The following is a 17,942-nucleotide window of genomic DNA, read 5'->3' on the forward strand; positions in this document are numbered from 1 at the left end:
CGGACGCCACCGGACGGACGGACGGGAGGCGCGTGGCGGCGCCGCCACGCGCCTCCCGTCCGATCCGCAGCACGTCGCGCACGGGACGGCGCCCGACCGGGTGACCGCGCTGCTGGCCGCGATGACCCTCGAGGAGAAGACGGCGCAGCTCGTCGGCTACTGGCTCGACCAGAACGGTGTCGTCGCGCCGATGCAGGGCGAGATGGCGGCCGCGCAGGGCGGCGAGACGCTCGCCGACGTGACCCGGCACGGGCTCGGGCAGTACACCCGCGTGTACGGCACCCGCCCCGTCGAGCCCGACGAGCGCGCGGCCTGGTTGTGGGCGGAGCAGCGGCGCCTCAAGCGCGAGACGCGTCTCGGCATCCCGGCGCTCGTGCACGAGGAGTGCCTCACCGGGCTCGCCGCGTGGCGCGCCGCGACCTTCCCGACGCCGCTCGCGTGGGGTGCCGCGTTCGACCCGGAGCTCGTCGAGCAGGTCGGCGCGGTGATCGGCCGGTCGATGCGCGAACTCGGGGTGCACCAGGGCCTCGCGCCCGTGCTCGACGTCGTGCGTGACCCCCGGTGGGGTCGCGTCGACGAGTGCATCGGCGAGGACCCGTACCTGGTCGGCACCGTCGGCTCCGCGTACGTGCGCGGGGTGCAGAGTGCCGGCGTCGATGCGACGCTCAAGCACTTCCTCGGCTACTCGGCCTCGCGCGCCGGACGCAACCACGCGCCCGTGCACGCCGGACCGCGCGAGGTGGCGGACGTGTTCCTGCCGCCGTTCGAGATGGCGCTCCTCGACGGGGGCGCCCGCAGCGTCATGAACTCGTACGCCGAGGTCGACGGCGTGCCCGTGGCGGCCGACCCTGAGCTCCTGACCGGGCTCCTGCGCGACCGGCTCGGCTTCGACGGGACGGTCGTCGCGGACTACTTCTCGGTCGCGTTCCTCGAGGTGATGCACGGCGTCGCCCGGGACCGCGGCGAGGCGGCCGCACTCGCGCTCACCGCGGGCATCGACGTCGAACTGCCGACGGGTGACGCGTACCTCGCGCCCCTCGTCGAGCGGGTTCGCAGCGGCCTCGTCGACGAGGCGCTCGTCGACCGGGCGGTGCTGCGGGTCCTCCGGCAGAAGGAGCGGCTCGGGCTGCTCGACCCCGATGCCTTCGAGGACGAGCCCCCGACGGGCGTCGACCTCGACTCGCCGGAGCACCGGGCGCTCGCGCGGCGGCTCGCGGCGGAGTCGCTCGTCCTGCTCGCGAACGACGGCGTGCTCCCGCTCGGCGGTCCGGTCTCCGGCGCCGCGACGGGCGCGGTCGCCGCTGCGGGCGCAGTCCTGCGGGGCCCCGTCGCGGTGATCGGCCCGAACGCCCACCGTGCCGAGGCCCTGCAGGGCTGCTACTCCTTCGCGAACCACGTGCTCGCGACGCACCCGGGTCTGCCGCTCGGGTTCGCGATCCCGACCGTGCTCGAGGCCCTGCAGGACGCCCTCGGGGACGACGCCGTGCGGTACGCCCCCGGCGCCGAGGTCGAGGGCGACGACCGCTCCGGCTTCGCAGAGGCCGTCGCCACGGCGCGCGACGCCGCGGTCGCGATCGTCGTCGTCGGTGACCAGGCGGGCCTCTTCGGACGCGGCACCGTCGGCGAGGGCAACGACTCCGAGACGCTCGACCTGCCGGGCGTGCAGCGCGAGCTGGTCGAGGCCGTCGTCGCGACCGGCACCCCGACCGTCGTGGTGCTGCTGACCGGCCGGCCGTACGCGATCGGCTGGATGCTCGACGGCGACCACGCGAAGCCGTCCGCCGTCGTGCAGGCGTTCTTCCCGGGGGAGGGCGGTGGTCTCGCGATCGCCGACCTGCTGACCGGGGCCGCCGCGCCGTCCGGTCGTCTGCCGGTCTCGCTGCCCCGGTCCGCCGGTGCGCAGCCGTACTCGTACCTGCACCCGCGGCTCGGGGGCCCGTCGGACGTCACCGCGACCGACTCGACGCCCGTGCGGCCGTTCGGCTTCGGCCTGACGTACACGAGCATCGCGTACGAGGACCTGCAGGTCGACGACGCCGTCGCCACCGACGGTGCGTTCACGGCGTCCGTCACGATCAGGAACACGGGGGACCGGGACGGGATCGAGGTCGTGCAGCTCTACGGGCACGACGTCGCCGCGTCGGTCACCCGTCCGGTCGCCCAGCTGCTCGGCTACGCCCGGGTCGCGCTCCCCGCCGGTGGGTCGGTGCGGGTGCGCTTCGACGTGCCGGTGCAGCGGTTCGCGTTCACGGACCGGGCGATGCGGAAGGTCGTCGAGCCGGGGGACGTGCAGGTCTGGGTCGCGTCCGACGCGGCGGCGTCCCGACCGGGAGGCCCGGTGCCGACGGGTGGGATCGTCGCCTCCGGGGACGGTCCGGTCCGGCACGAGGTGCCCGGGTCCGCCACGGACCGTGCGGTCGTGCGCGTGACCGGTGCGGTGCACGAGGTGTCGCTCGCCGACCGGCGGACGGTCACCTGGTCGCTCGTCTGAGGGCGCGGGTGCGCTCGCGCACCGCGCGGTGCGCCCGCGCGAGACTCGGCTCTGCGGACACGTTCGCGGCCCCACGGCCGCGAACGTGCCCGCCTGGCCGAGTCTCGGCCTGCCCGGTCTCCGTGGTGCCGCCAACCGTGCGCCCTGGCGCGTACGGTCGACGCATGGCGGGGCGTGTGGTCGGGTGGGTGGCCTTCGCGGTCGGGGCCGTCCTCGTCGCCCTGTTCTTCGGCGTGGCCTTCCAGGCGACCAGCTGCGCGGACGCGATCCCCGGCGGCGCCAGTGTCTGCACGAGCGGGCCCGCGGTCGGCTGGCCGCTCGTCTGGGTCTTCGTCGGGATCGCGGTCGTCTCGGTGGCGCTCGCCGCTTGGCAGGTCGTGCGGGAGCTGCGCCGACAGCAGCGCTGACCGGGGGAGACCCCGCTCGGGATCAGCGGCGCAGCGGCTCGAGCGCGGGGTGGGTGCGGAGCGCCTCGTGTCCGTGCGTCAGCATGACCGAGAGGGTGCTCACCGCGGGTGCCATCGGGCCGGTGAGGGACAGTGGAGACGTGTCGCCGAACTCGAGGACGACGTTGAAGCGCTCGGGGTCCGGGTACACCGCCGTCACCGCAGTGAAGGGGAAGCTCAACCAGCCCCGGCCGACGACGTTGCACACGATGCGCTCGTTGCTCACCAGGACCTCGGCCTGCTGGTGCTCCCGCCACTGCGTCACCGCCGCGGACCGTGCACGGGACCGGGCGACCGAGTTGCCGATCGCGTTTCCGATGACCGCTCCGGCGACCCAGGCCGGACGGCCGAAGGCGACGACCGACGACTGGCCGTACACGACGTCCGTGCCGTAGTACCGCGAGTACTGGAGCGGCCCCGCGAGGAAGAAGTGCTCGCCCGCCCACGGCACGACGCCCCACACCTCGACCTCGGGTGGGAGCTCTCGCTGCTCCAGGACCGACCGGAGCCAGCGCGCGTGCTGCCATCCGGCGGCGTGGGCGTCCTCGTGCTGCCGGACGATCGCTTCCCGCTTGGTGAAGTGCCCGTGCCGACGTCGCCACGATCGGAACGCGCGGTACCCGTTGCGGAGTGCGATCACCAGGAAGACGATCGGTGCGACCATCGCGCAGAGCAGCACCAGGAGCCCGAGCAGCGACCAGCCGACATGGTCGGAGTCGTTCCCGAGGGCGCCGAGGCTGCTTCCGGCGACGACGAGCACCAGGTACGACACCGGGACGAGTGCGGCCGGGATCACCCACGCACGGTGCCGCCGCCACCACGACCGTCGTTCCGTCGTGTCGTTCCCTGCTGACATCGGTCCCGCTCCGGACACGGCGCCCCCGGCGCCGCTTGGTGCAGTTCGAACATCACGATCAAACCGCACCCACGCCGTGCCGTCCACCGGACGAGACCACGACACGCCCCGGTGGGACGATGGCCGGGTGCCGCTCGATCCCGATCCCGCCCTGGTGCCCGAACTCCTGGTCACCGACCTCGACCGCAGCCTGGCGTTCTGGCGGGACCGCTGCGGCTTCGTCGTCCGGTACGCCCGCCCCGAGGAGCGCTTCGCGGCTATCGTCCTCGGCTCGGCGCACCTGCTGCTCGAGCAGGTCGGCGTCGGGCGCAACTGGCTCGCCGGCCCCCTCGAACGCCCGTTCGGCCGCGGTCTGAACCTGCAGGTCGCCGTCCCCGACGCCGGAGCGCTCGCGGCCCGCCTGACCGACGCCGGCATCGCGCTGTTCATGCCGGTGGAACACCGGTGGTACCGCGTCGACGACGAGGAGACCGGGGTCGAGCAGTTCGTCGTCGCCGATCCCGACGGGTGGCTCGTCCGCTTCCAGTCGTCCCTCGGCCGCCGACCACGGCCGGTGGACTGACGAGCCCGCCTTCAGGAGACGTGCACACCCGTCGCGAGCCAGCTCGCGAGGACACCGAGCGCCGACACGACGAGCGCCGGCAACAGGGCGAACCCGCCGAGCAGGAGTGCGAACCAGCCGATCGCCCGACCGCGCACGGCACCACGGCGGACGCCCCGCACGCCGAGCAGGGTCACGACGACGGCGACCGGGAGCGCGGTCGCCAGCACCAGACCGATCGCGATCTGCTCGCGGGCGGCGGGCGTGAGGTCCTCCGGGCCGAGGGCGGGCTCCGCCGCGGCGACTGCGAGGTACACCGTCGTCCACACGAGGGCCACCAGCACCCCGACCCGCCCCGCCGCGCTCCTGCCGGCCCGGTCCCTGGTCAGCGGCGCCCACGGCCCGTCCCGGTGCCACAGGTCGTCCGTCACGGTCGCATCCTACGAGCACGCCGTCGAACTCCCGGGGAGCGCGCGTACCGTCGCGTTCCTCACGACCCTCGAAGGAGCAGGCCATGTCCGACGCCCACGACCCCCGCGACACCACGAACGACCCCGAGGGCACGCCGAAGCCCGACGGCCTCGGCGAGGACGGGACCATCCCCGACCACCCCGAGGGCGTCGCTGCCGGCTTCGCCGGGGACGACTCGCACTTCAACCACGAAGAGGACGAGGCCGCCGAATAGGCGGACGCGACCACACGACGCACCGGGAGGCCCGTGGCGACGCCGCCACGGGCCTCCCGTTGCGTCGCCCGGTCACCACGTCGCGACGGCGACCGTCCGTCGGGTCGGTACCGTGGTCGCATGGCCCGCTTCACGCCCCCTGCCGCCGACGCGATGCGCGCGCGCATCCTGGACGCCGCCCGCGACGAGTTCGCCGCCCACGGGCTGACGGGGGCGCGCGTCGAGCGCCTCGCCGCGGCGGCGGACAGCAACAAGGCGCAGGTCTTCCACTACTTCGGGGGCAAGGAGGGGCTCTTCGACGCGCTCCTCGTGCAGGAGCTCGGCGGGTTGCACGACGCCGTCCCGCTCGACACGGACGACCTGCCCGCATGGGCCGGACGTCTGCACGACGCGGTCGTCGAGCGGCCGTGGGTCGCGCGCCTGGCGACCTGGCAGCGCCTCGAGCGCACGGACGCGCCGGTCCCCGCGCTCGTCGAGCGGTACGAGTCCAGCGTCGCCGAGGTCGAGCGGGCGCAGCGCGCGGGGGTCCTGCCGCGGTCGTTCCGGCCGGCGGTGCTCCTGGCCCTCGTGCAGCAGCTCGCCGGGGTGTGGACCGCGTTGCCCGCCGAGGCGACGGGCTCCGTGTCCGCCGTGGTGGCCGCGCGCCGTCGGCAGGTCGTCGTGGATGCGGTCGCCCAGCTGCTCGGCCGCTGAACCGCCCAGGACGCGGGACCCGCTAGAGCCGGTCGCGCAGGAACGCCACCTGGCGCTCCCAGTGCCGGAAGCCGCCGCCCTCGTGCCCGTTGTACGGGTAGACGGCGATCTCGCGGTCGGCCGAGCCCAGGGCGTTGTACGCCGCGAAGGTCGTCCGCGGCGGCACGACGTCGTCCATCAGCGCCACGGAGAACAGCGCCGGCGCGCTGATGCGCTCGGCGAAGTGCACGCCGTCGAAGTAGGCCACCGTGTCCCACACCCGGTCGACGTCGTCGCGGTGGACCGACAGGTGCGTGGCGAGCTCGAGGTACGGGCCGCCGACGGCGACGGCCGTGCCGTGCTCCCAGTCACACAGGAACGCGACGTCGGGCAGCACGGCGACGAGCGGGCCGACGTGCGCCTCGACCAGGGCGGCCGCGGCGAGGGTGATCCCGCCGCCCTGGCTGCCGCCGGTGAGGGCGATCCGGTCGACGTCGACGCCGGGGAGCGTGCGGACCGCCTCGACCAGCCGCACCGCGTCGGTGAACACGCGGCGGTAGTAGTGGTTCGCCGGGGCGTCGACGCCGCTCGCCATCCACCCACCGACGTGCGGCACGGAGCCGTGCGGGTCGGGGGTGTCCCCGCCGGAACCCCAGCCACTTCCCTGCCCGCGGGTGTCCATCACGACGTGCACGAAGCCCGCGAGCGCCCACGACACCCGTTCCCCGGGGAGCCCGCGGCCGCCGCCGTACCCGAGGAACTCGACCACGACGGGCAGGTCCTGGTCGGCCGTGCCCGCGGGGCGGGAGACCCAGGCGCGGACGGGGTCGCCGCCGAAGCCCGGGAACGTCAGGTCCTGCACGTCGAGGGCGGTGACCGGCGTCTCGGCGGGGGTGGTGACGGGTGCGGTGCCGGCACCGGCTGCCCGGGCCTCGGCGATCGTGTCGGCCCAGAAGGCGTCGAGGTCGGCCGGACGCCGCACCTCGGGGCGGTACGCCCGGAGCTGGTCGAGGGGCAGGTCGGTGAGCGGCATGGGGTCCTCCGGGGTCGTTCTGCGCGTGGGATGGCGTTCCGCGCATCGTGGGTCGTTCCGCGCGTCGGAGGACGAACCTTCCGACCTCCGACGCGCAGAACGTCTTCCTACACCGTGCGCGATGGGATCGATCGCTCGCGAGCGGTGTCAGCGCGCGGCGTGTGCCCGGTACTGCTCGAGCACCTCGGGGCGCGGGTCCGCGGGGACGACCGTGGCGGAGACCTCCCACGACGGCAGGCTCCCCGTCAGCACCCACGCGGCCTGTCGAGCGGCACCGGACGCCACGTACTCGCCCGGCTCCGGGATCGACACGTCGCGGCCGAACACCTGCGCGGCGACGGCCCGGACGGCCTCGTTCCGCGCGGCCCCGCCGATGAGCAGCAGTCGGGACACCGTGACGCCGGTGCCCTCGACCGCGGCGAGCCCGTCGGCGAGGGCGCACAGCATGCCCTCGACGGCGGCGCGGGCGAGGTGCGCCCGGTCCGTGGTCGCCGGGGTCATCCCGAGCAGCGAGGCGGTCGCGTCCGGTCGGTTCGGGGTGCGTTCGCCGACGAAGTACGGCACGAGCACGAGCCCGTCCGCGCCGGCCGGCGCCTGCAGCGCCAGCTCGCCGAGGCCGTCGTGGTCGACGGCGAGGAGCCCGCCGATCACCTCGAGCACGCGGGCCGCGTTGAGCGTCGTCACGATCGGGAGGCGCGACCCGGTCCCGTCGGCGAAGCCCGCCACGGTCCCGCTCGGGTCCGTCACCTCGGTGTCGGTGACCCCGAAGACCGTCCCGCTCGTGCCGAGGGACACCGCGACGTCGCCGGGACCGAGGCCGAGGCCGAGCGCGGCCCCGGCGTTGTCGCCGAGTCCCGGGCCGACCACGAGTCCGGCGCGGGCGGTCGCGCCGCCCGGCAGCGCGACGTCGGACCCCAGCGTGCCCATCGCCTCGTCCGGTGCGACCACCCGCGGCACCACGACCGCGTCGTCGTCACCGGCTGCGGCTGCGGTTGCGCCACCCGCGACCCGGAGGCCACGACCGAGGGCGGCCGCGAACAGCTCCGCGTCGTACTCGCGGCGCACCGGGTCCCAGTACGCCGTGCCGCTGGCGTCGGAGCCGTCGGTCGCGAGCGCGTCGAGGTCCGGACCGAGCGGACTCTCGTCCGCCGGGCCGTACCCGCGCAGCCGCCACGACAGCCAGTCGTGGGGGAGCGCGACCGCGGCGACCCGCGCCGCGTTCTCGGGCTCCGCGTCCCGCAGCCAGCGCAGCTTGGTCCCGGTGAACGAGGCCACCGGGACCAGACCCGTCCGGGCGACCCATGCCTGTCGGCCGAGCTCCTCGACCATCTGCGCGGCCGCGTCGGCGCTGCGGACGTCGTTCCAGAGGAGCGCGTCGCGGACCACGCGACCGTCCGCGTCCAGTGCGACCATGCCGTGCTGCTGTCCGGCGACCGCGACCGCGGCGACGTCGTCGAACCCACCGGCGTCCGCGATCGCGGTGCCGAGCGCGTCCCACCAGTGGCGGGGGTCGACGGAGGTGCCGTCCGGGTGGGACGCACGCCCCTCCCGGACGACCGCACCGGTCGACGCGTCACGGATGGTGACCTTGCAGGACTGGGTCGACGAGTCGACCCCGGCGACCAGGGTCACCCCTTCGGCGGCAGGCCGCCTCAGCGCGCGGAATGCAGCCGCTGGCGCGTCTGCCTTCAATTCCGCGCGCCCATCAGGTGCTCGATCGCGAGCTGCTGCAGGCGCACGAAGCCGAAGCCCTTGCCGCCGAAGTACGCGTCGGCGTCGAAGTCCTCGAACGCCGAGCGGTCGGCGAGGAAGTCGTCGTACGACTCGCCGCTGTTCAGCGTCGGGGTGCTCAGCTCGTCGACCTTCGCGGCGGACAGGGCCTCCTGCACCTCGGGGTCGGCGCGGAACGCCTGCGCGCGCTCCTTGAGGAGCAGGTACATGCGCATGTTCGCCTTCGCGGAGTCCCAGACACCCGTGATGTCCTCGGTGCGCGACGGCTTGTAGTCGAAGTGCCGCGGGCCGTCGTACGCCTGACCGCCCTGCGGGGCGCCGTGCTCGAGCAGGTCGACGAGCGAGAACGCGTTCTGCAGGTCGCCGTGGCCGAACACCAGGTCCTGGTCGTACTTGATGCCGCGCTGGCCGTTCAGGTCGATGTGGAAGAGCTTGCCCTGGTACAGCGCCTGGGCGATGCCGGCCGTGAAGTTCAGGCCCGCCATCTGCTCGTGGCCGACCTCGGGGTTGATGCCGAACAGCTCCGGGCGCTCGAGCGTCTCCGTGAAGGCGATCGCGTGGCCCAGGGTCGGCAGGAGGATGTCGCCGCGGGGCTCGTTCGGCTTCGGCTCGATGGCGAAGCGGATGTCGTAGCCCTTGTCCGTGACGTACTGGGCGAGCAGGTTGACGGCCTCGCGGTAGCGCTCGAGCGCGGCCTGCACGTCCTTGGCGGAGTCGTACTCCGAGCCCTCGCGGCCGCCCCACATGACGAAGGTCTTCGCACCGAGCTCGGCGGCCAGGTCGATGTTGCGGAGCACCTTGCGGAGCGCGAACCGGCGGACCTGGCGGTCGTTCGAGGTGAAGCCGCCGTCCTTGAACACCGGGGCCGAGAACAGGTTCGTCGTGACCATCGGCACGATGATCCCGGTCGACTCGAGGGCGCCCTTGAGGCGGTCGATCTGGCCCTGGCGCTCGGCGTCGGTCGAACCGAACGCGAACAGGTCGTCGTCGTGGAAGGTCAGGCCGTAGGCGCCGATCTCGTCGAGCTTCTCGACCGCCTCGACCACGTCCAGCGCGGGACGGGTCGGGCCGCCGAACGGGTCGGAGCCGTCGTAGCCGATGGTCCAGAGACCGAAGGAGAACTTGTCGTCACGGGTGGGCGTCGTTGCCATGGTGGGTCACCGTTCGTCGTCGAAACAAAATGTTGCCGCGCCCAACATAAGCGGTAGGGTGGATCCTGGCAACATCGGATCGCAAAGGAGCGAGTGGATGGCACAGGACGGACACGGACCGGGGCGACTGCGGGTCGCGATGGTCGGGCACGGCTTCATGGGGGCGGCGCACTCCCAGGCGTGGCGGACCGCCCCGCGGTTCTTCGACCTCGGCGTGGAGCCCGAGATGGCGGTCGTCGTCGGGCGGGACGCCGAGCGCACCGAGGCCGCGCGCCGGCAGTACGGCTGGCAGGCCGCGTCGACCGACTGGCGCCGGGTGGTCGCCGACCCGGACATCGACGTCGTCGACGTGGTGTCGCCCGGCTCCTCGCACGTCGAGGTCGCGATCGCCGCGCTCGAGGCCGGCAAGCACGTGCTGTGCGAGAAGCCCCTCGCCAACACCGTGGCCGAGGCCGAGGCGATGACGGCCGCCGCCGAGTCCGCCGCTGCGCGCGGCGTCCGCGCCATGGTCGGGTTCAGCTACCGCCGCGTGCCCGCCATCGCGCTCGCGCGCCAGCTGGTGCAGGACGGGAGGATCGGGGCCGTCCGCCAGGTCCGCGCGCTCTACCTGCAGGACTGGTTGACCGACGCCGAGGGCCCGATGACGTGGCGCCTCGACAAGGCGCTCGCCGGTTCCGGTTCGCTCGGCGACATCGGCGCGCACGCGATCGACCTCGTCGAGCACGTCACGGGCGCACAGCTGTCCACCGTGTCCGGCACGCTCGAGACCTTCGTGCACGAACGCCCGCTGATGGCCGAGGGCGTCGGCCTGTCGGGCACCGCGTCGAGCGAACGCGGACAGGTCACCGTCGACGACGCCGCGTTCTTCCTCGGGCGGCTCAGCGGTGGCGCTGCCGACGGCGCGATCGGCACCTTCGAGGCCACGCGCTACGCGACCGGTCGGAAGAACGGCCTGACGCTCGAGGTCAGCGGGTCCGAGGGCGCGATCCAGTTCGACCTCGAGTCGATGAACGAGCTGCGGCTGTACGAGTCGTCGGCGCCCGCGGGGGAGCAGGGCTTCCGCCGCATCCTGGTCACCGAGCCGGAGCACCCGTGGATGGCCGCGTGGTGGCCGACCGGGCACCTGATCGGCTACGAGCACACCTTCAGCCACCAGGTCACGGACTTCGTGCGGGCGATCGTCGCCGGCACCGACCCGCAGCCGTCGTTCGCGGACGGCCTGCACGTGCAGCGGGTCCTCGACGCGGTCGAGCGCAGCGCGGCCGACGGCAGCGCCTGGACGGCGATCCGATGACCGGCGGGAAGAAGGCCCTGGTCGTCCGGGGCGGGTGGGACGGGCACATGCCGGTCGAGACCACCGACCTGTTCGTCCCGTTCCTGCGGGACAACGGGTTCGACGTGCAGGTGTCGGACTCGACCGCGGTGTACGCCGACGAGTCCGTGATGGCCGACGTCGACCTGATCGTGCAGGTCGTCACCATGTCGACCATCGCGGACGACGAGTTCGCCGGACTGCAGAAGGCGGTGCTCGGCGGCGCCGGACTCGCGGGATGGCACGGCGGGATCGCGGACGCGTTCCGGAACACCGCCGACTACCTGCACATGATCGGCGGGCAGTTCGCGCACCACGCGGGCAAGCACCCGTCCGAGCGCACCGGCGAGCAGTCCGACAACTACATCCCGTACACGGTGCACATCACCGAGGCCGGGCACGAGCACCCGATCACGCAGGGCATCGAGGACTTCGACCTGGTGACCGAGCAGTACTGGGTGCTCTCCGACGAGTACAACGACGTGCTGGCGACCACGACGCAGGAGGCCCGGGACTTCGACGCCTGGAACCGTCCGGTCACGGCGCCGGCGATCTGGACCCGGCAGTGGGGGCAGGGGCGCGTGTTCGTCTCGGCGCCCGGGCACCGGCTCGAGGTCGTCGAGTCGCAGCCGCTCCGCACGATCATCGAGAGGGGACTCCTGTGGGCAGCGCGATGAGGGTCGGTGTCGTCGGGGTCGGCGTCATCAGCCAGCAGTACTTCGAGCACTTCCCGGCGCTGCCCGGGCTCGAGCTCACCGCCGTCGCGGACATCGACGTCGCCCGGGCTCAGTCGGTCGGCGAGGCACAGGGCGTCCGCGGGACGAGCGTCGACGAGCTCATCGCGGCGGACGACGTCGACGTCGTGCTCAACCTGACGATCCCGGCCGCGCACGCCGAGATCGCCACCCGGGCGCTCGAGGCCGGCAAGCACGTCTACGGCGAGAAGCCGCTCGCGATGTCGACGGCCGAGGCGCAACCCGTGCTCGACCTCGCCCGGCGCTCGGGGCTGCGGGTCGGCAGCGCGCCGGACACCGTGCTCGGCACCGGGATCCAGACGGCCCGGCAGGCGCTCGACAGCGGTGCGATCGGCACGCCCGTCGGTGCCGCTGTGTCCTGGTCGGCGCCCGGGCACGAGCTGTGGCACCCGGCGCCCGCGTTCTACTACCAGCCGGGTGGTGGACCGCTGCTCGACATGGGGCCGTACTACCTGACGAGCCTGGTCTCGTTCTTCGGTCCGGTCGTCCGGGTGAGCGGCGCCTCGACCCGCTCCGACCGCGAGCGCACGATCGCCACCGGGCCCGCCGCGGGCACCCCGCTCCGGGTCGACATCGACACGCACGTGGTCGCCGTCCTCGAGCACGCGAACGGCGTCGTCTCCACGGTCACGGTGTCCTTCGAGGTCTGGGCCACCCGGGCACCACTGTTCGAGGTGTACGGCACCGCGGGCACGCTCGGGGTCCCCGACCCGAACCGGTTCTCCGACCCGGTGTCGATCGCCGACGCCCACGGGGGAACAGCACAGCCCCGCGAGTGGCGGGACCTGCCGACGAGCGCCGGGTACGCCGACGCCGGACGCGGGTACGGCCTCGCCGACATGGCACACGCGATCGCGACGGACCGGCCACACCGGGCGTCCGGCGACCTCGCGTTCCACGTGCTCGAGGTGATGGAGGCGGTCTCGACCGCCGCCCGCGAGCACACCGTGGTCGACGTGCGGTCGCGCGTCGACCGACCGGACACCGTGCCCGCCGGAGCCGAGCCGAGCACCTGGTGAACCAGCAGCAGGAGGAAGGAAGCAGCATGACGGAGACGACCCGTGCCTCCCGGCCGAGCGCGTCGACGCGACCGGTCACCCTGTTCACCGGCCAGTGGGCGGACCTGCCGTTCGAGGAGGTCGCCCGCCTGGCGGGGGAGTGGGGCTACGACGGGCTCGAGATCGCCTGCTGGGGCGACCACCTGGACGTCCGTCGCGCCGCGACGGATCCCGACTACGTGGCGGACCGGAAGGCGATCCTGGAGCGGAACGGCCTGCAGGTCTGGACGATCGCGAACCACCTGACCGGGCAGGCCGTGTGCGACGACCCGATCGACCAGCGGCACGAGGACATCCTCGCGCCGCACGTGTGGGGCGACGGCGACCCCGAGGGCGTCCGTCAGCGGGCAGCCGAGGAGCTGCAGTGGACCGCCCGCGCGGCCGCGGCGCTCGGCGTCACGACCGTCACCGGGTTCTCCGGGTCGTCGATCTGGAAGACCGTCGCCGGGTTCCCGCCGGTGCCGCCCTCGATGATCGACGCCGGCTACCAGGACTTCCACGACCGGTGGTCGCCGATCCTCGACGTGTTCGAGGAGGTCGGCGTCCGCTTCGCGCTCGAGGTGCATCCGTCCGAGATCGCCTACGACTACTGGACGGCGAAGCGGGCGCTGGAGGTGTTCCAGGACCGGCCGGCGTTCGGCTTCAACTTCGACCCGTCGCACTTCGTCTGGCAGGACCTGGACCCCGCCGCGTTCCTGCTCGACTTCGCGGACCGGGTGTACCACGTGCACTGCAAGGAGTCGGTGAAGCAGCTCGACGGCCGCAACGGACGCCTGTCGTCGCACCTGCCGTGGGGCGACCCGCGGCGCGGGTGGGACTTCGTCACCGCCGGGCACGGGGACGTGCCGTGGGAGCGGGTGTTCCGCGTGCTGAACCACATCGGGTACGACGGGCCGACGAGCGTCGAGTGGGAGGACGCGGGCATGGACCGGCTCGTCGGCGGCCCGGAGGCGCTGGCGTTCGTGCGGCAGCTCGGGACCATCGCGCCGCCGGACGCCGCGTTCGACGCCGCGTTCTCGCGCTCGCGCTAGCCGCTGCCGCGCCGGCGGCGCCGCGCCGCCGGCGCACCGCCGGCGCCGCGCCGAGTCTCGGCCTGGGCGACGAGTTCCGCGGAGCGCCGCGCGAGACTTGTCGCTCGTGCCGAGACTCGGCACCGCCCGACCCCGCACCACCACCCCACGAGGAGGACCCATGGCCCGACCGGCCACGACCACGCCCGGCAACGCCGCGCGCGTCCTCCGCATCGTGCACGAGGGCGGGCCGCTCCCGCGCGCCGAGCTCACCCGTCGTACGGGCCTGAACCGCTCGACGGTCCTGGCGATAGTCGGCGAGCTCGTCGAACAGGGGCTCGTGCACGAGGAGTCCCCCGCCCCCGGCGGCCCCGGTGCCGATCGCCCCACAGCCGGCGTCGGACGTCCCAGCGCGATCGTCCGCGCGTCGCCGGACGTCGTGGCCGCCGCCGTCACGGTCGAGATCGACGCCGTCGGGGTGGCCCTCGTCGCGCTCGACGGCACCGTGCGCGACCGGCTCGTCGAACCCCAGCCCAGCGTCCCGAGCGCGGCCGTGGCGATCGACGCCGTCGCCCGCGTGCTCGGCACCCTCACCACCCGGGCGGCACCGGGCCTGCGGCTCGTCGGGGTCGGCGTCGCGGTCCCCGGCATCGTCCGCGTCGAGGACGGGGTCGTCCGGGACGCCCCGCACCTCGGATGGCGGGACGAGCCGTTCGCGGGACCGCTCGCCGATCGCCTCGGCCTGCCCGTCCGCGCCGCGAACGACGCGAACGTCGGCGCCTGGGCCGAACGGCTGTACGGCAGCGCCCGCGGCGTCGACGACCTGGTCTACCTCAACGGCGGCGCGAGCGGCATCGGCGGCGGCATCGTCAGCGCCGGCCGACCGTTCAGCGGCGCCGACGGGTACGCGGGCGAGCTCGGGCACACCTTCGTCGCCGCGAACGGCGTCCGCTGCCACTGCGGGGCCGTCGGGTGCCTGGAGACCGAGGCCTCGCGCGAGTCCCTGACCGCGGTCACCGGGACACCCCCGGACGACCTCGACGCCCTCGCCGCGGCGCTCGCCGAGGGCCGGGACGAGGTCGAGCGGGTCGTCGACCGGCAGGTCACGGCGCTCGCCACCGCGATCCGGAACGCCGTCCACACGGTCGACCCCGAGGTCGTCGTCCTCGGCGGGTTCCTCGGCGAGCTGCTCGGGCACGTCGGGGACCGCGTCGAGGACGAGGTCCGGGCGCAGACGATGGCCGCCATGACCGACCGGCTCCGGGTCGTGCCGGCGGCGCTCGGCCGGGACGTCCTGGTGCGCGGGGCCGCCGAGCTCGGGTTCACCGACCTGCTCCGCGACGGCCAGGCGACGGCGACCCCGATCCAGGCGGCGCAGGCCCCGGCCCGAGCGACGCGGGTCCCGGCCCAGACGGCCCCGCCCGCCGCCGACACACCGACCACCCCGTCCGACCGCGACGACGCGGTCGAGGAAGCGAGATCCGCATGACCGACACCGCCACCACCCAGCGCGCGAGCGTCCTGCTCGGCACCCAGGACCTCACCGTCGAGGACCGCCCCGTCCCCGAGGTCGCCGCGGGGGACGTCCTCGTCCGCGTCGCCGCCGTCGGCGTGTGCGGCTCCGACGTGCACTACTACCGCCACGGCCGCATCGGGGACTTCGTCGTCGAGGAGCCCCTCGTCCTCGGCCACGAGCTCTCCGGCACGATCGCCGCCGTCGGCGAGGGCGTCGACCCCGCCCGCGTCGGGGAGCGCGTCGCCGTCGAGCCGCAGCGCCCCTGCCACCGCTGCGCGCAGTGCCTGGCCGGTCGCTACAACCTCTGCCCGCACATGCGCTTCTACGCGACGCCGCCGGTCGACGGCGCGTTCGCCGAGTACGTCACGATCGAGGCCGAGTTCGCCCACACCCTGCCCGACACCGTCTCGTTCGAGGCCGGCGCCCTCCTCGAACCCCTGTCCGTCGGCATCGCCGCCGCACGGAAGGCCGGGATCGTCCCCGGGTCGAGCGTCCTCATCGCCGGCGCCGGTCCGATCGGCGTCATCTGCGCGCAGGTCGCCCGCGCGTTCGGTGCGACGCGCGTCGTCGTCAGCGACCTCGTCCCCGAGCGCCGCGAGCGGGCGCTGTCCTTCGGCGCGACGGAGGTCGTCGACCCCGTGTCCGTCGACGTCACCTCGGACATCGTCCCCGTCGACGCCTTCATCGACGCCAGCGGCGCACCCCGTGCGGTCTCGGACGGCATCAAGGCGGTCGGACCGGCCGGCGCCGCCGTCCTGGTCGGGCTCGGCAACTCCGAGATGGTGCTGCCCGTCGAGCACATCCAGAACCTCGAGGTGACGGTCACCGGCATCTTCCGCTACACGAACACGTGGCCGGTCGCGATCGGGCTGGTCGCGTCCGGACAGGTCGACCTGGACGCGCTCGTGACGGGACGCTTCGGGCTCGACGACGTCCGCGAGGCCCTCGAGAGCGACACCGACCCGGCCTCCCTCAAGTCGGTCGTCTACCCGAACGGGGTCCTGTCCGCCTCGTGACCCGCGTCCGTCGTGGCGCGACCAGGACACGGACTGGAGGCACGTTGCGGGCCCGCCACGTGCCTCCCGTCCGTTCTGCGGTCGTGTCCGGCGACCGCACCTGCCGGTGCACCCGGACCGGGGGCACCGGCGCGACACCGCGACGCGCTACGGTTCGGCCATGACGGCGACACCGGCGGCCGCAGTGCCGCAGCGCACCGACCGACGGGCCCTCGTGTCCTGGGCGCTCTGGGACTGGGGGTCCGCGGCGTTCAACGCCGTCGTCACCACCTTCGTGTTCAGCACCTACCTCGCGAGCCGCGCGTTCGTCGACCCGCGGCTCGTCGCGGCCGAGGGCACCTCGGCTGCCGCCACCCGCGCGGTCGAGCGGGAGCTCGCGCAGAACGCGGCGACCGTCTCGACCGCCCTGACCGTCGCCGGGATCGTCGTGGCGCTCGTCGCCCCCGCGGTCGGCCGGCTCGCGGACTCCTCCGGACACCGGCGCCGGTCGGTGCTCGTCGCGACCATCGGCATCGCGCTGTCGATCGGGGCGATGGTGTTCGTCGCACCGAGCCAGCCGTACCTCGTGCTCGGGGCCGCCCTGCTCGGAATCGGGACGGTCGCGTACGAGATCGCGACCGTCGGGTACAACGCGATGCTCGGCCAGGTCGCCTCCGGGCCGAAGACCGGCCGGGTCTCGGCGATCGGCTGGGCGGCCGGGTACTTCGGCGGCATCGTGCTGCTGGTCGTGCTGCTCGTCCTGTGCATCCAGGACTTCGGGACGCCCGGCGTGGCCGGGGTCCTGCAGCTGCCGGCGACCGTGGCGACCGGGCAGTGGGACGTCCGCGTCGCGATCGGCATCGCCGCCGTGTGGCTCGCCGTCAGCTCGGTGCCGCTGTTCCTGACCGTCCCCGAGGCCGCGCCGGACCGGACGCAGACCGGCGGCCTGCTCGGGGCCTACCGGGACCTCGGCCGCCACGTCGCCCGGCTGTGGCGCGAGCGGCGGAACGTCCTGGCGTTCCTGGTCGCGAGCGCGGTGTTCCGCGACGGGGTCGGGGCGGTGTTCACGTTCGGCGGGATCATCGCCGCGCAGGTGTTCGGCTTCAGTGCGTCCGAGGTGATCCTGTTCGCCATCGTCGCGAACGTCGTCGCCGGGGTCGCGACGTTCCTGTCCGGGCGGCTCGACGACCGGTTCGGCTCCCGGGCGCTCATCACGGTGTCGCTGATCGGACTCGTCGTGTGCGGCACGGCGGTGCTCGCGGTCGGGACGGCCCAGATCGGGTTCTGGGTGCTCGGGCTCGCGCTGTGCGTGTTCGTCGGCCCGGTGCAGTCGTCGTCGCGGGCGTACCTGGCGCGGCTCGCGACGCCGGGCCGCGAGGGGGAGCTCTTCGGCCTGTACGCCACGACCGGGCGGGCGGCGTCGTTCCTGGCGCCGGCGCTGTTCGGGGTCGCCGTGACCCTGACCGGCTCGACGCGCTTCGGCATCCTCGGCATCGTGGTGGTGCTCGTCGCGGGGCTCGTGCTCATGGCGTTCGTCAAGCGGGAGGACGGGGCGGCGGCCGTCCCGCGCGTCGGGGGCTGATCCGCGCGTCGGGTGCCGTTCCGCGCGTCGGAGGCGTTTCCGCTCGTCGGGTGCCGATCCGCGCGTGGTGTGTCGTTCCTTCCGGCACCCCTTGCGCGGTCTTGCCTC

17 protein-coding genes are annotated in these 17,942 nt (G+C 74.0%); 12 read left to right on the forward strand and 5 right to left on the reverse strand.

Features of this window, described 5'->3' with window-relative positions:
• Positions 1-121: 121 nt before the first annotated feature.
• Positions 122-2,491, forward strand: a complete 2,370-nt coding sequence (locus tag FB462_RS04610; protein ID WP_141863250.1) for a beta-xylosidase/alpha-l-arabinosidase — start codon at positions 122-124, stop codon at positions 2,489-2,491.
• Positions 2,492-2,655: 164 nt separating this feature from the next.
• Positions 2,656-2,898, forward strand: a complete 243-nt coding sequence (locus FB462_RS04615; RefSeq protein WP_141860435.1) for a hypothetical protein — start codon at positions 2,656-2,658, stop codon at positions 2,896-2,898.
• A 22-nt stretch (positions 2,899-2,920) separates the two neighbouring features.
• Here the strand turns inward: FB462_RS04615 and FB462_RS04620 are convergent, their stop codons facing one another.
• Entirely contained in the window at positions 2,921-3,793 is an 873-nt protein-coding gene (locus FB462_RS04620) for a hypothetical protein (RefSeq protein ID WP_152999550.1), read from the reverse strand.
• A 127-nt stretch (positions 3,794-3,920) separates the two neighbouring features.
• On the opposite strand from FB462_RS04620, the gene FB462_RS04625 reads away from it, so the two are divergent.
• Positions 3,921-4,355, forward strand: coding sequence for a bleomycin resistance protein (locus FB462_RS04625; protein ID WP_141860438.1), 435 nt, complete (start codon positions 3,921-3,923; stop codon positions 4,353-4,355).
• Between the two features lie 11 nt (positions 4,356-4,366).
• Here FB462_RS04625 and FB462_RS04630 read toward each other — a convergent pair whose 3' ends face one another.
• Complete coding sequence (locus FB462_RS04630; protein WP_141860440.1) at positions 4,367-4,765, reverse strand: hypothetical protein; 399 nt, start codon at positions 4,763-4,765, stop codon at positions 4,367-4,369.
• Positions 4,766-4,848: 83 nt separating this feature from the next.
• On the opposite strand from FB462_RS04630, the gene FB462_RS17215 reads away from it, so the two are divergent.
• Together FB462_RS17215 and FB462_RS04635 are read left to right on the forward strand one after the other, a co-directional pair.
• Complete coding sequence (locus FB462_RS17215) at positions 4,849-5,019, forward strand: hypothetical protein (RefSeq protein WP_167510013.1); 171 nt, start codon at positions 4,849-4,851, stop codon at positions 5,017-5,019.
• 120 nt (positions 5,020-5,139) lie between these two features.
• Positions 5,140-5,712, forward strand: a complete 573-nt coding sequence (locus FB462_RS04635; RefSeq protein WP_058742651.1) for a TetR/AcrR family transcriptional regulator — start codon at positions 5,140-5,142, stop codon at positions 5,710-5,712.
• 22 nt (positions 5,713-5,734) lie between these two features.
• On the opposite strand, the gene FB462_RS04640 is transcribed toward FB462_RS04635, so the two are convergent.
• From FB462_RS04640 to xylA, 3 genes are all read right to left on the reverse strand, one after another.
• Positions 5,735-6,724, reverse strand: coding sequence for an acetylxylan esterase (locus tag FB462_RS04640; protein WP_141860442.1), 990 nt, complete (start codon positions 6,722-6,724; stop codon positions 5,735-5,737).
• Positions 6,725-6,871: 147 nt separating this feature from the next.
• The gene (locus FB462_RS04645) at positions 6,872-8,356 is read right to left on the reverse strand and encodes a xylulokinase (protein WP_141860444.1); all 1,485 of its coding nucleotides are present in this window, start codon (positions 8,354-8,356) and stop codon (positions 6,872-6,874) included.
• A gap of 56 nt (positions 8,357-8,412) precedes the next feature.
• Complete coding sequence (xylA, locus tag FB462_RS04650; RefSeq protein WP_141860446.1) at positions 8,413-9,606, reverse strand: xylose isomerase; 1,194 nt, start codon at positions 9,604-9,606, stop codon at positions 8,413-8,415.
• 97 nt (positions 9,607-9,703) lie between these two features.
• On the opposite strand from xylA, the gene FB462_RS04655 reads away from it, so the two are divergent.
• From FB462_RS04655 to FB462_RS04685, 7 genes are all read left to right on the forward strand, one after another.
• Positions 9,704-10,900, forward strand: coding sequence for a Gfo/Idh/MocA family protein (locus FB462_RS04655; RefSeq protein WP_229666774.1), 1,197 nt, complete (start codon positions 9,704-9,706; stop codon positions 10,898-10,900).
• Complete coding sequence (locus FB462_RS04660; RefSeq protein ID WP_141860448.1) at positions 10,897-11,595, forward strand: ThuA domain-containing protein; 699 nt, start codon at positions 10,897-10,899, stop codon at positions 11,593-11,595. The genes FB462_RS04655 and FB462_RS04660 overlap by 4 nt, the downstream gene beginning before the upstream one ends.
• On the forward strand, positions 11,592-12,692 hold the full coding sequence (locus tag FB462_RS04665; RefSeq protein WP_167510014.1) for a Gfo/Idh/MocA family protein: 1,101 nt from the start codon (positions 11,592-11,594) through the stop codon (positions 12,690-12,692). Before FB462_RS04660 ends, FB462_RS04665 begins: the two co-directional genes overlap by 4 nt.
• A 26-nt stretch (positions 12,693-12,718) precedes the next feature.
• On the forward strand, positions 12,719-13,762 hold the full coding sequence (locus FB462_RS04670; RefSeq protein WP_141860452.1) for a sugar phosphate isomerase/epimerase family protein: 1,044 nt from the start codon (positions 12,719-12,721) through the stop codon (positions 13,760-13,762).
• Positions 13,763-13,922: 160 nt separating this feature from the next.
• Complete coding sequence (locus tag FB462_RS04675) at positions 13,923-15,230, forward strand: ROK family transcriptional regulator (protein ID WP_141860454.1); 1,308 nt, start codon at positions 13,923-13,925, stop codon at positions 15,228-15,230.
• The gene (locus FB462_RS04680) at positions 15,227-16,273 is read left to right on the forward strand and encodes an NAD(P)-dependent alcohol dehydrogenase (protein WP_141860456.1); all 1,047 of its coding nucleotides are present in this window, start codon (positions 15,227-15,229) and stop codon (positions 16,271-16,273) included. Before FB462_RS04675 ends, FB462_RS04680 begins: the two co-directional genes overlap by 4 nt.
• Positions 16,274-16,433: 160 nt before the next feature.
• Positions 16,434-17,834 (forward strand): MFS transporter, encoded by a 1,401-nt coding sequence (locus tag FB462_RS04685; RefSeq protein ID WP_141860458.1) that lies wholly within the window; start codon positions 16,434-16,436, stop codon positions 17,832-17,834.
• The last annotated feature ends 108 nt before the right edge of the window (positions 17,835-17,942 follow it).

The organism is Curtobacterium citreum (assembly GCF_006715175.1).
Classification (GTDB): Bacteria; Actinomycetota; Actinomycetes; order Actinomycetales; family Microbacteriaceae; genus Curtobacterium; species Curtobacterium citreum.

Excerpts from the sequence above, each read along its gene's own strand:
- FB462_RS04665 (WP_167510014.1), top strand. The coding sequence starts at position 11,592 with ATGAGGGTCGGTGTCGTCGGGGTCGGCGTCATCAGCCAGCAGTACTTC.
- FB462_RS04675 (WP_141860454.1), top strand. The coding sequence starts at position 13,923 with ATGGCCCGACCGGCCACGACCACGCCCGGCAACGCCGCGCGCGTCCTC.
- FB462_RS04615 (WP_141860435.1), top strand. The coding sequence starts at position 2,656 with ATGGCGGGGCGTGTGGTCGGGTGGGTGGCCTTCGCGGTCGGGGCCGTC.
- xylA (WP_141860446.1), bottom strand. The coding sequence starts at position 9,606 with ATGGCAACGACGCCCACCCGTGACGACAAGTTCTCCTTCGGTCTCTGG.
- FB462_RS04635 (WP_058742651.1), top strand. The coding sequence starts at position 5,140 with ATGGCCCGCTTCACGCCCCCTGCCGCCGACGCGATGCGCGCGCGCATC.
- FB462_RS04620 (WP_152999550.1), bottom strand. The coding sequence starts at position 3,793 with ATGTCAGCAGGGAACGACACGACGGAACGACGGTCGTGGTGGCGGCGG.
- FB462_RS04610 (WP_141863250.1), top strand. The coding sequence starts at position 122 with ATGACCCTCGAGGAGAAGACGGCGCAGCTCGTCGGCTACTGGCTCGAC.
- FB462_RS04655 (WP_229666774.1), top strand. The coding sequence starts at position 9,704 with ATGGCACAGGACGGACACGGACCGGGGCGACTGCGGGTCGCGATGGTC.
- FB462_RS04660 (WP_141860448.1), top strand. The coding sequence starts at position 10,897 with ATGACCGGCGGGAAGAAGGCCCTGGTCGTCCGGGGCGGGTGGGACGGG.
- FB462_RS04640 (WP_141860442.1), bottom strand. The coding sequence starts at position 6,724 with ATGCCGCTCACCGACCTGCCCCTCGACCAGCTCCGGGCGTACCGCCCC.
- FB462_RS04685 (WP_141860458.1), top strand. The coding sequence starts at position 16,434 with ATGACGGCGACACCGGCGGCCGCAGTGCCGCAGCGCACCGACCGACGG.
- FB462_RS17215 (WP_167510013.1), top strand. The coding sequence starts at position 4,849 with ATGTCCGACGCCCACGACCCCCGCGACACCACGAACGACCCCGAGGGC.
- FB462_RS04680 (WP_141860456.1), top strand. The coding sequence starts at position 15,227 with ATGACCGACACCGCCACCACCCAGCGCGCGAGCGTCCTGCTCGGCACC.
- FB462_RS04670 (WP_141860452.1), top strand. The coding sequence starts at position 12,719 with ATGACGGAGACGACCCGTGCCTCCCGGCCGAGCGCGTCGACGCGACCG.